This window comes from Streptomyces sp. HNM0574 (assembly GCF_012726235.1).
In the GTDB taxonomy this organism is placed as follows: Bacteria; Actinomycetota; Actinomycetes; order Streptomycetales; family Streptomycetaceae; genus Streptomyces.
Genome location: NZ_JAASAH010000012.1, coordinates 134,636 through 145,968 on the forward strand (window position 1 = coordinate 134,636; position 11,333 = coordinate 145,968).

8 protein-coding genes are annotated in these 11,333 nt (G+C 72.7%); 5 read left to right on the plus strand and 3 right to left on the minus strand.

All coding sequences use genetic code 11. From position 1 onward, the window contains the following. The first annotated feature begins 108 nt into the window (after window positions 1–108). Complete coding sequence (locus tag HCC30_RS20450) at window positions 109–966, plus strand: fructosamine kinase family protein (RefSeq protein WP_346776730.1); 858 nt, start codon at window positions 109–111, stop codon at window positions 964–966. 56 nt (window positions 967–1,022) lie between these two features. Beyond that, window positions 1,023–2,186: a cystathionine gamma-lyase gene (locus tag HCC30_RS20455; protein ID WP_169444061.1), complete on the plus strand. Its 1,164-nt coding sequence runs from the start codon at window positions 1,023–1,025 to the stop codon at window positions 2,184–2,186. A 312-nt stretch (window positions 2,187–2,498) separates the two neighbouring features. Here HCC30_RS20455 and HCC30_RS20460 read toward each other — a convergent pair whose 3' ends face one another. From HCC30_RS20460 to HCC30_RS20470, 3 genes are all read right to left on the minus strand, one after another. Beyond that, window positions 2,499–3,503: a hypothetical protein gene (locus HCC30_RS20460; protein WP_346776724.1), complete on the minus strand. Its 1,005-nt coding sequence runs from the start codon at window positions 3,501–3,503 to the stop codon at window positions 2,499–2,501. Window positions 3,504–3,801: 298 nt separating this feature from the next. Continuing rightward, window positions 3,802–5,112 carry a metallophosphoesterase gene (locus HCC30_RS20465; protein ID WP_240979755.1) on the minus strand — a complete coding sequence of 437 codons (1,311 nt, stop codon included), beginning with the start codon at window positions 5,110–5,112 and terminating at the stop codon, window positions 3,802–3,804. Between the two features lie 319 nt (window positions 5,113–5,431). Further along, entirely contained in the window at window positions 5,432–6,688 is a 1,257-nt protein-coding gene (locus HCC30_RS20470; protein WP_240979756.1) for a LacI family DNA-binding transcriptional regulator, read from the minus strand. A 414-nt stretch (window positions 6,689–7,102) separates the two neighbouring features. Between HCC30_RS20470 and hisC the strand changes: the two genes are divergently transcribed. The 3 genes from hisC to cydB all read left to right on the plus strand — a co-directional run bounded on the left by hisC (window position 7,103) and on the right by cydB (window position 11,286). Continuing rightward, the gene (gene hisC / locus HCC30_RS20475) at window positions 7,103–8,245 is read left to right on the plus strand and encodes a histidinol-phosphate transaminase (protein WP_346776725.1); all 1,143 of its coding nucleotides are present in this window, start codon (window positions 7,103–7,105) and stop codon (window positions 8,243–8,245) included. A gap of 495 nt (window positions 8,246–8,740) precedes the next feature. After that, window positions 8,741–10,261: a cytochrome ubiquinol oxidase subunit I gene (locus tag HCC30_RS20480; RefSeq protein ID WP_169444064.1), complete on the plus strand. Its 1,521-nt coding sequence runs from the start codon at window positions 8,741–8,743 to the stop codon at window positions 10,259–10,261. Between the two features lie 20 nt (window positions 10,262–10,281). Then, window positions 10,282–11,286 carry a cytochrome d ubiquinol oxidase subunit II gene (gene cydB, locus HCC30_RS20485; RefSeq protein WP_169444065.1) on the plus strand — a complete coding sequence of 335 codons (1,005 nt, stop codon included), beginning with the start codon at window positions 10,282–10,284 and terminating at the stop codon, window positions 11,284–11,286. The last annotated feature ends 47 nt before the right edge of the window (window positions 11,287–11,333 follow it).

An 11,333-nucleotide genomic window follows, 5' to 3' on the forward strand; every position in this document is an offset into this window, starting at 1 on the left:
CCCTCGCCCCGGACGCTCGGCGAGCGGGTGGCCGCGCTGCTGGGCGGCGGGCGGCGGCCGGACGGCGCGGACGCCGGGCAGGCGGGGGACGGGCGGGAGCCGGGCTCGGTGCGGGCGACCGGCGTCCGCGCCGTCCCCGGCGGCGACATCTGCGCGGCGTACCGCGTCGAGCTCACGCCCGAACACGGGCCCGCAGACACGGTGTTCGCCAAGACCAGGACCGGCGCACCGGCCGACTTCTTCCCGGCCGAGGCCGCCGGACTCGCCCGCCTCGCGGCCACCGGCGCCGTCCGCGTCCCCGCCGTCCTGGGCGTGGCCCCCGACGTGCTCGTCCTGGAGTGGGCCGAGGCGGGCCCGCTCACCGAGGCGGGCGCCGAGCGGCTCGGCCGCGAACTCGCCGCGCTGCACGCGAGCCCGGCCGACGGCTGGGGCACCCCGGGCGGCCCCTGCTACCTCGGCCCGCTGCCGCTCGACTCCCCGGAACCCGCGGAAGCCGGCGCGGACTGGCCCGCGTTCCACGCCCGCCACCGGCTGCTGCCGCTCCTCCGCGCCGCCGTCGACCAAGGCGGCATCGGGCCCGGCGACGCACGGGACGTCGAACGGCTCTGCGCCCGGCTGCGCGGCGGGCCCGCGGACGTCGCGGGCCCGGCCCAGGAACCGGCCGTGATCCACGGCGACCTGTGGTCCGGCAACCTCCTCCCGTCCGCCGGGACGGTGCTGCTCATCGACCCCGCCGCCCAGGGCGGGCACCCGGAGACGGACCTGGCGATGCTGGAGCTCTTCGGCTGCCCGCGGCTCTCCCGTATCCTCGCCGCGTACGAGGAGGTCCGGCCCCTTCCGGGACGGGCCGAGCGCGTACCTCTGCACCAGTTGCAGCACCTTCTGGTACATGCCGTCCTCTTCGGCTCCGGCTACGGCGCACAGTGCGGTGCGGCGGCGCGGGCGGCACTGGCAGCGACGGGCTGAGCACCGCGGTCCCCACGGTCCGGCCCGCCCCGAGAGCAGAAAGCAAGCACCGCACCATGAACTCTTCTTCGTCCCACACCGGCGCCCTCACCCCCGAGGACGGCAACGCCACCCGCGCCGTACGCGCCGGACTGCCCGAGGAACAGCCCTACGCGCCGCCGCTGCCGGGCCCCGTCTTCGCCGCGCACTACCACCTCCCCGGCGACCCCACCGGCGCCCCGTACGCCTACGGCCGGGACCAGAACCCGACCTGGACGGCCCTCGAAGCCGCCATCGGCGAACTGGAGGCCCCCGGCGACCCGGACGTCACCACCCTCGCCTTCGCCTCCGGCATGGGCGCGATCTCCGCGGTGCTGCTCTCGCAGGCGCGGCCCGGCGCCGTCGTCGTCCTCCCCGACGACGGGTACAACCTGCTCATCCCCACCCGCGAGCGGCTGGAGAGCCTCGGCGTCGAGGTCCGTACGGCGCCCACCGCCGGTGACGCGCAGCTCGAACAGCTCGATGGCGCCTCGCTGTTGTGGATCGAGTCGCCGTCCAACCCCGGGCTCGACGTGTGCGACATCCGGCGGCTGGCCGACGCGGCGCACGAGCGCGGCGCGCTGGTCGCCGTGGACAACACCCTCGCCACCCCGTTCGGCCAGCGGCCGCTCGCGCTCGGCGCGGACTTCTCCGTCGCCAGCGGCACCAAGGCGCTCAGCGGCCACGGCGACGTGCTGCTCGGCTACGTCGCCTGCCGCGACCCCCGGCTCGCCGACGGGGTGCGGCTGTGGCGCAAGACCGTCGGCGCCGTCCCCGGGCCGATGGAGGCGTGGCTCGCGCACCGCTCCCTCGCCACGCTCGAACTGCGCACCCGCCAGCAGGCCGCGGGCGCCCTGGCCGTCGCCGAGGCCCTGCGCGGACGCGAGGACGTGACCGACGTCCGCCACCCCGGACTGCCCGGCGACCCCTCGCACGAACTGGCGGCCCGGCAGATGGAACGCTTCGGCTGCGTCGTCTCCTTCACCCTCCCCGGCCGGGAGCGCGCCGAGCGCTTCCTGGAGGCGCTGCGCCTCGTCGGCGACGCGACCAGCTTCGGCGGCGTCCGCAGCACGGCCGAACGCCGGGGCCGCTGGGGCGGCGACCCCGTCCCCGAGGGCTTCATCCGCCTCTCGGTGGGCGTCGAGGACCCGTCGGACCTCATCGCGGACCTCTGCCAGGCGCTGGATGTGGCCGGGGCCTGAAGGGGGCGGGGCGCCCCGTCTTGCGCGTCGCGGGGTGCGGGTGCGCCGTGGCTCGCGTTTTCGCGCAGTTCCCCGCGCCCCTTTCGGGGCCACCCCGCTTCTTCGGGTGCGGCGCCGTCGTGGCTCGGGGTTTGCGCAGTTCCCCGCGCCCCTTCGCGGGCGCACCCCGCTTGGGAGGTCTGCGCCGAGGCGCAGGGCTGGCAAGCGCAGCCGCGGGCCCGCCACGGTGCGGGGTGCGCAACTGCCGTCGCCGGGCCACCTCGTACGTCGTGGCCGTTCGCGCAGTTCCCCGCGCCCCTGACGGGGCGCCCCTCACTCCCCCGTGTCGTACTGCGGGCTGGAGTAGTCGGGGCTGGAGTAGCGGGGGGTGGCCGGCTCCGCCGGCGAGGGTTCGTCGGTCGAGGTGCGGCTGGAGAACTCCGGGCCGGAGTAGCCGAGTTCGGCGAAGCGCGGCGCGGGGACGTACCGCGAGGGCGACTCCTTCGCGCCCTTCGGATCGGCGAGCGCCTCGCTGAGGAACGGCAGGATGCCCCGCTCCAGCAGCGCCTCCCGCCACGCCTCCCGCGCCGCGGACAGCTCCGTGACCGGCCCGTACGCCCCGCGCGCACCCGCCCGCCCGTCGGGACCGCGCGCCGCGCGCGCGGCACGTGCCGCACGCCGGGAGCGTGAGCCGTTGCGGAGCGCGGTGATCCACAGGCCGACGAGTCCGACGAGGACGCCCGTGACGGCCAGCGCCGCGAAGACCCAGCCGGCCGTCCGCATGGGCGCGGCGAGGGCGGGTTCGGGCGTGACGACCTGCAGCAGGTAGCCGAGCAGCAGGAAGATGACGGCGGCCGTCCCGGCGAGCGCGGGCAGCAGCACCGAGGCCATGGCCAGCAGCCCGGCCCCGGCGGTACCGGCCGCCTCGGTCAGCCCCTCGCCGAGGCTGCCCGCGAGCTCCCCGCCACCCTCGGCGGCCCGCACCCCGTCGACGGCCCCGGACCGCTCGTCCGCCTCCGAAGTCCCGGACGACGAACCGGAGTCGGATCCCGAACCGTCACCGGAAGCGGAAGCCGAGTCCGAACCGGAAGCGGACTCCACCGCCGAACCCTCCGCCCCGCGCTCCTCCGCGCGCAGCGTCACGTAGCGGTGGTACTCGGCGGCGGCGCAGGCGGCTATCGCCGTCACGGCGCTGAGCGCCATGGACCTGAGCTGCTCGGGGCCGAGCTGCTGCGCCGCGTGGGGTGCGGGCCGACGGCCCGTCGTGCGCAGCGCCTCGTCCAGGACCCGTTCGAACTCGGGCCGGTCCTCGGGCAGCAGGTACGGAGCGGTGTTCATGTGCATCCCCCGATGCTCCCTGTGGCCATGCCGGCCGGTCGACGGGCGGGGCGGCCACGGCCGGTGAGGTGAACTCGCCGTAGCAGGACCGATGTTAGGGGGCTTCCGGTCCCCCGGGACAGTGGCTTTCCGGAATTGGCCCTTCGCTTCGGTGGCCCGAGGGCTCCGGCGGACGGCCGCCCGGGCGCTGCCGAATTCCTCGCCGGCGCGCGTGGGACGCACCGGGCCTGCGGGACGTGCCGGCGTACGTCCCGTCCCTCATCCTTCCCGCGATCAGCTCATTCAGTGGTCGAGCGGCTCATTCGGTGATCGGGAGCCGGGTGACAAGCAGCTTTCCGGCCATCGTCACGCCGCCGTCCATGGCGAGCGCGAGACCGTCGGCGTACAGGTGCGGACCGGTGACGTCCGGCGGCTTCTCCTCGCCGTCCTCGTCCTCGCTGCCGACCTCGCCGAGCAGGTACGGGATGGGGCTGTGCCCGTGGACGACGCGGGTGCCGCCGAAGGTGCCGAGCAGTTCGCGCACGGCGGTGGTGCCGGTGTTCTCGTCCCGGAAGGCGAAGCGCTTGGTGAACTTCCGGAACATCTCCCAGGTCTCGTCCGCGTCGTTGCGCTGGAGGGCCTCGGTGACGGCGTCGTTGACGCCCTCGATGGTGCTGCCGTAGTCGAGGTAGCAGGTGGCGTCGGAGTGGACGAGGAGGTGCTCGTCGGCGAGGGCCATCGCGTCCAGCCGGGCCATCCACTGCACGTGGTGGTCCTCCAGGCGCTCCATGTCGCTGCGCTGACCGCCGTTGAGCAGCCAGGCCGCCTGGAAAGAGGCCGTGCCCGCACCGGAGTTGACGGGGGTGTCGCCGAAGCGCTTGGCGCCGAGGAAGAGCAGCTCGTGGTTGCCCATCAGCGCCTTGCAGTACCCGCCGGCCGCGGCGGCCTCGGCGGAGAGCTGCATCACGAGGTCGATGACGCCGACGCCGTCGGGCCCGCGGTCGGTGAAGTCGCCCAGGAACCAGATCCGGGAGTTGCCCGCGATCCAGTGGTCCTCCTCGTCGATGATGCCCTCGGCGCGCAGCGCGGCGCGGAGTTCGTCGAGGAAGCCGTGCACGTCACCGACGACGTACAGCGGCCCGTCCCCCTCCTCGCCGGAGGCCGCGACGGCGGTGACAGCTGTGACGTCGACGAGTGTCGGCTCTCCGGCCGGGTCCTCGACGACGGGGATGTCGCGCTGGGTGGGCGTGTACTCCTCCGACAGCCCCTGCCGGGACGGCGGTTGGGCCTGCGGCGCCGGCGGCGGGCTCTGCTGCGCGACGGGGTGCGGCGCGGCGGGCGGGACGGGCCACTCGACGGGCGCGGGCGCGGATCCGGAGGCGGGCCCTGTGGTGGGTCCTGCGGGTCCGGCGGGGGCCGCGGCGGCGACGGGGTGCGTGGGGGCGTGCACCGGCGCGGAACTGCGCGCGGGCGCGGGGGAGTTCGCGGGTACGCCGGACGTCACGGGGGAGTGCGCGGCGGGGCCGGAGGCCGTCGCCACCGCCGGATGGGCGGGCCGCGGCAGGCCGCCGTCCCGCGTCATGAATCCGCCGTCCCGGACATCGGGTCCCTGACCGGCCCCCTGAGTCATCGACCCCTCCACCATCGCGTGCCGCCGTGCACCGCCGAACCGTCTCCCCGCCTCCCGGCAGGGTGACCCCACACCCTGCCATTCGCGGGGAGACCCCACAGGTCGGAGCAGGGCCCGGTGTCGTGCGCCCATCATAGGAATGCCGCTCGGCGGTTGTGACGCACCTGGGGGGTGGCAATTCGGACGCGGGACCGCAGGCCGGTCGCTTCCTCCGGTAATTTCCGCTTCATCCCACCGTGATGTCCCCGTTATCCCCCAAGTCCCTTCGCCCGCGACCCGCAAAAGGACGCGGAAACGGCACGTGCGCCGGCCCCGCGCCCTATTCGGCGGCGGACTCCGCGGCGGCGGAACGGGGTTCGGGTGAGCCGTTCCCGGCCGGCTCACCGGACGAAGGATCGGAACCGGAACCGGCCTCGGAACCGGAACCGGAACCGGACCCCGAGTCGGAACCGGACCCCGAGGAAGGCGACCGCGGAGCCGTGACGACCGGACGGGAGGGGCGCCGCTGGGAGGAGGCGCGGACGAGCAGGTCGGTCGGCATCACCTGCTGCACGGGCCGGCCCGAGTCGATGCCCTCGATGGCGTCGATGAGCAGCTGCACCACGGTGTTCCCGATCCGGCCCGGCTTGAGGGACAGCGTGGTGATGGGCGGCTCGGTGGTGGCGTACACGGTGGACTCGCTGCAGCACACCAGCAGCAGGTCCTCGGGCACCCGCAGCCCGTACCGGCGCGCGGCGGCGAGCAGGTCGGTGCCGTTCGGGTCGAAGAGCCCGTAGACGGCGTCCGGGCGGTCGGGCCTGGCGAGGAGCCGGTCCGCGGCGATCGCCCCCGAGCAGGGGTCGTGCGCCGGGTAGGTCTCGTACACCGGGTCCTGGCCGACGTCCTCGCACCAGTTCAGGTACGCCGTGGTCGACAGCCGGGTGTAGGTGTCGGTGCTGGTGCCGGTGAGCAGGCCGATGCGGCGCGCGCCGGACTCGGCGAGGTGGTCGAGGAGGTTGCGGACGGCCTCCTCGTGATCGTTGTCGACCCAGGCGGTGACGGGCAGCGAGCCGCTGGGCCGCCCGTCGGAGACCACGGGCAGCCCCGAGCGGACCAGATCGGTGACGACGGGGTCCTGGTCGGAGGGGTCGATCACCACGGTGCCGTCGAGCGCGACGTTCGACCACACGTCGTGCCGCGAGGTCGCCGGGAGGATGACGAGGGCGTATCCGCGGGCCAGCGCCGCCGAGGTCGCCGCCCGCGCCATCTCGGCGAAGTACGCGAACTCGGTGAAGGTGAACGGTTCTTCGCCGTACGTGGTCACCGTGAGGCCGATCAGCCCGGACTTGCCGGTGCGCAGCGTGCGCGCGGCGGCGGACGGGCGGTAGCCGAGCCGGTCGGCGACCTCGCGCACGTGGCGGCGGGTCGCGTCGGGGAGCCGGCCCTTGCCGTTGAGGGCGTCGGAGACAGTCGTGATGGAGACACCGGCCGCGGCCGCTACGTCGCGGATACCGGCGCGCCCGTTCCGCCGGGAGCCGCGGAGCGGTCCGCGGGAAGCCGGCGTACGGCTCACGTGATGCTTCTCTGCTGCTGTCATGGCGACCCGATCGTAGGCCCGCGACGGGGGCGGCCCCGCGGGTTCGCGCCCCGCTCGCCACCCGCCGTGGAGGCACGATTCTGCACCGGCGAAGATCGTGAACATGCCGTCGGGGCAAGGGAATTGCCCGGTCAGCATGGTGCGGGCCCTCCGGCGCCCGGGTGGGCGGCCGGCCCGTTCGGGCGGGCTCGGGCGGGACGGCAAGTCACCTTGACGGGTGACGCGCGCCACCGCGCCCGCCACCGGCGCGCGGAGCGTACGGGGTGGCGTTCTTTTGTCTCCCCACGCCCCCTGACGGAATCCTCATAAGGTGTGCAGTATTGGCCAGAGCATGCCCGTGCGGAGGACGACGAGCCGACGTGCGGAGGACGACGAGCCTTAAGAGGCCCGCAGGGCCCCGAGGGAGTGACCAGCGTGAGCGAGAACAGCCAGAGCCCCGGTAACGGCCCGAGCCCCGACGGCCCGGGCGGCCCGAGGCTGCGCGGCGCGCTCGACGGCATGCCCGTGTACAAGCCCGGCAAGCGCGCGCCCGCCGGCGAGGAGGGCGCGGCCCAGGCGCCCGTGGCCTACAAGCTGTCCTCGAACGAGAACCCCTACCCGCCGCTCCCCGGCGTCCTGGAGACGGTGACGAGCGCCGCCGGCGCCTTCAACCGGTACCCGGACATGGCCTGTTCGGGCCTGCTGGCCGAGCTGTCCGCGCGGTTCGGGGTGCCCGAGGAGCACCTGGCGACGGGCACCGGCTCGGTCGGCGTCGCGCAGCAGCTGCTCCAGGCGACGGCGGAGCCGGGCGACGAGGTGATCTACGCCTGGCGCTCCTTCGAGGCGTACCCGATCATCACCCAGATCTCCGGCGCCACCTCCGTACGCGTCCCGCTCACCGAGGGCGAGGAGCACGACCTGGACGCGATGGCCGAGGCGATCACCGAGCGCACCCGCCTGATCTTCGTCTGCAACCCCAACAACCCGACGGGCGTGGCCATCCCGCGCGCCGACCTGGAGCGCTTCCTGGACCGGGTGCCGTGCGACGTCCTGGTCGTGCTGGACGAGGCGTACCGCGAGTTCGTCCGGGACGAGAACGTCGCCGACGGCATCGACCTGTACCGGGACCGCCCCAACGTCTGCGTGCTGCGCACCTTCTCCAAGGCGTACGGGCTGGCGGGGCTGCGCGTCGGCTTCGCGGTCGCGCACGAGCCGGTGGCGGCCGCGCTGCGGAAGACGGCGGTGCCCTTCGGCGTGAGCCAGCTCGCGCAGGAGGCGGCGATCGCCTCGATGCGGAGCGAGGGCGAACTGCTGGAGCGCGTCGAGGCGTTGGTCGGCGAGCGCACCCGGGTCTCCCGTGAGCTCGCCGAGCAGGGCTGGACGGTGCCCCGGTCGGAGGCGAACTTCGTCTGGCTCCGGCTGGGCGAGCGCACCGACGAGTTCGCGGCGGCCTGCGAGGCGGCCGGCACCGTGGTGCGGCCGTTCCCGGGCGAGGGCGTCCGCGTCACCGTCGGCGAGTCCGAGGCCAACGACATCTTCCTGCAGACCGCGGCGGCCTTCCGCAAGACGCTGGACTAGTCCAGGACCCCGCCGTCACGGCCCGCGTCCCGTCCCCGGGACGCGGGCCGTCGTGCGTGGGTCCCCCGCCGCCGACAGAATCCGGCGTGCGGCGGATTCCGTCGGCGGCGGTGGCCAAGGGGCGTCCCGCGGGGGTGCCGTGGCCCCGCGACACGGCTGCGGAATCCGTTTAGCGAATGGTCTGCCGTTACGCAAGAGGTGTGCGGGAAGAAGGCGCCGCCGCGGCGCCGTCCCGGAGCGCGGGCGGGCCCGTCGGGCGAACTGGTTGGAGGGGCCAAATACCGTTCTGACCTGGGGTTTTACCGAGGCCGCCGAGGGGGGTCACGGCTTAGTGGGGGGTCGATTCTCTGTCCGAAAAGACGTCGGTCATACTCGCCTTGTGAATGTGAATGCATTCACGAGCGCGCATGCTTTCCGGTGCGCTCCCCCATCAACCTGCCCAAAAACGGCAAGCTGGCCATCCGTGACGACGGTGCGACCTAAGGAGAGTGCTCAGTGGAACTCGCGCTGGCGCCGGAGACTCTGGCGCGGTGGCAGTTCGGCATCACGACCGTCTACCACTTTCTCTTCGTCCCGCTGACGATCTCGCTCTCCGCGCTCGTCGCCGGACTTCAGACCGCCTGGGTGCGCACGAGCGACGAGAAGTACCTCAGGGCCACCAAGTTCTGGGGCAAGCTCTTCCTCATCAACATCGCGATGGGGGTGGTCACCGGCATCCTCCAGGAGTTCCAGTTCGGCATGAACTGGTCCGACTACTCCCGCTTCGTCGGTGACGTCTTCGGCGCCCCGCTCGCCTTCGAGGCGCTGATCGCCTTCTTCTTCGAGTCGACCTTCATCGGCCTGTGGATCTTCGGCTGGGACAAGCTGCCCCAGAAGATCCACCTGGCCTGCATCTGGATGGTCTCCATCGGCACCATCCTCTCCGCGTACTTCATCCTCGCGGCGAACTCCTGGATGCAGCACCCCGTCGGCTACCGCATCAACAAGGAGAACGGACGGGCCGAACTCACCGACTTCTGGCACGTCCTGACCCAGAACACCGCGCTCGCGCAGTTCTTCCACACCATCACCGCCGCGTTCCTCACCGGCGCCGCGTTCATGGTCGGCATCGCCGCGTACCACCTGATGCGGCGCAAGCACGTGCGCGTCATGCGGACCTCGCTGCGGCTCGGGCTCGTCACGATGGTCATCGGCGGACTGCTCACCGTCGTCAGCGGCGACCGGCTCGCCAAGATCATGTACGAGCAGCAGCCGATGAAGATGGCCTCCGCCGAGGCCCTCTGGGACACCGAGGCGCCCGCGCCGTTCTCGATCTTCGCCGTCGGCGACGTCGACAAGGGCCACAACAAGGTCGCCCTGGAGGTTCCCGGCGTCCTCTCCTTCCTCGCGCACGACAACTTCTACGAGGCCGTGCCCGGCATCAACGACACCAACGCGGCGCTCAAGGAGAAGTACAAGGACACCGTCGGGCTGGACGACTACCGGCCCAACATCCCCGTCGCGTACTGGGCGTTCCGCTGGATGATGGGCTTCGGCATGGCCTCGTTCGGCATCGGCGTCATCGGCCTCTACCTCACCCGCAACAAACGGTGGATCGCCGAACGGCTGCGCACCGCGCCCGACGAGGTGCCACGCCTGGCCCTCACCAAGGACCGCGAGCTGAGCCCGTTCCTCACCACCTGGTACTGGCGGATCGCCTTCCTCACCATGGGCTTCCCGCTGATCGCCAACTCCTGGGGCTGGATCTTCACCGAGATGGGCCGCCAGCCCTGGGTGGTCTACGGCGTCATGCCGACCTCGGCGGCCGTCTCGCCCGGCGTCTCCCAGGGCGAGGTCATCACGTCGATGGCGGTCTTCACCACGCTGTACGCGATCCTCGCCGTCGTCGAGGTCAAGCTGCTCGCCAAGTACATCAAGGCCGGGCCGCCCGAACTGACGGACTCCGACCGCAATCCGCCGACGAAGATCGGCGGCCACGACCGTGACCCCGACCGGCCCATGGCCTTCTCGTACTGAGAGCTGAGGAGCGAGAGCAAATGGAACTCCCCCAGGTCTGGTTCGTCCTCATCGCCATCCTGTGGACCGGGTACTTCTTCCTGGAGGGCTTCGACTTCGGCATCGGCGTCCTCACCCGGCTGCTGGCCCGCGACCGTCCCGAACGACGGGTGCTGATCAACACGATCGGGCCCGTCTGGGACGGCAACGAGGTGTGGCTGCTCAGCGCGGCCGGCGCGACCTTCGCGGCCTTCCCCGACTGGTACGCCACCCTCTTCTCCGGCTTCTACCTGCCGATGCTGCTGATCCTGGTCTGCCTCATCGTGCGCGGCGTCGCCTTCGAGTACCGCGTCAAGCGGGACGAGGACAGCTGGCAGACGCGCTGGGAGTGGGCCATCTTCACCACCTCCACGCTGCTCGCGTTCCTCTGGGGCGTCGTGTTCGGCAACATCGTGCACGGCGTGCAGATCGACGCGGACAAGGAGTACGCGGGGACGGTCCTCGACCTGCTCAACCCGTACGCGCTGCTCGGCGGCCTGGTCACGCTGACCCTGTTCACCTTCCACGGCGCGGTGTTCGCCGCGCTGAAGACCGTCGGCGACATCCGCGACCGCGCCCGGAGGTTCGCCACCCGGCTCGGACTGCTCACCGCCGTCCTCGCCCTGGCCTTCCTGCTGTGGACGCAGGCCGGCAGCGGGGACGCCAAGAGCCTCGTCGCCCTGGTCGTCGCCGTCGTCTCGCTGGCCGTGGCGCTCGGCTTCAACCTCAAGGGGCGCGAGGGCTGGTCGTTCGCCTTCTCCGGGGTGACCATCGCGGCGTCCGTCGCGATGCTCTTCCTCGCGCTGTTCCCCGACGTCATGCCCTCCAGCCTGAACCCGGAGTGGAGCCTGACGATCGACAACGCGGCGTCCAGCCCGTACACGCTGAAGATCATGACGTGGTGCGCGCTCATCGCCACCCCGCTCGTCCTGCTCTACCAGGGCTGGACGTACTGGGTCTTCCGCAAGCGGATCGGCACCCAGCACCTGGCCGACTCCGCGCACTGAACCTGTCCGTCCGCGGAACAGGCAGGCGGCGGGCGTCCGCCCTCACG

What these genes read in the sequence shown, in the direction of transcription:
- HCC30_RS20460 (WP_346776724.1), bottom strand. Translation starts at nt 3,503, where the DNA reads ATGAACACCGCTCCGTACCTGCTGCCCGAGGACCGGCCCGAGTTCGAA.
- HCC30_RS20465 (WP_240979755.1), bottom strand. Translation starts at nt 5,112, where the DNA reads ATGACTCAGGGGGCCGGTCAGGGACCCGATGTCCGGGACGGCGGATTC.
- HCC30_RS20455 (WP_169444061.1), top strand. Translation starts at nt 1,023, where the DNA reads ATGAACTCTTCTTCGTCCCACACCGGCGCCCTCACCCCCGAGGACGGC.
- cydB (WP_169444065.1), top strand. Translation starts at nt 10,282, where the DNA reads ATGGAACTCCCCCAGGTCTGGTTCGTCCTCATCGCCATCCTGTGGACC.
- HCC30_RS20470 (WP_240979756.1), bottom strand. Translation starts at nt 6,688, where the DNA reads ATGACAGCAGCAGAGAAGCATCACGTGAGCCGTACGCCGGCTTCCCGC.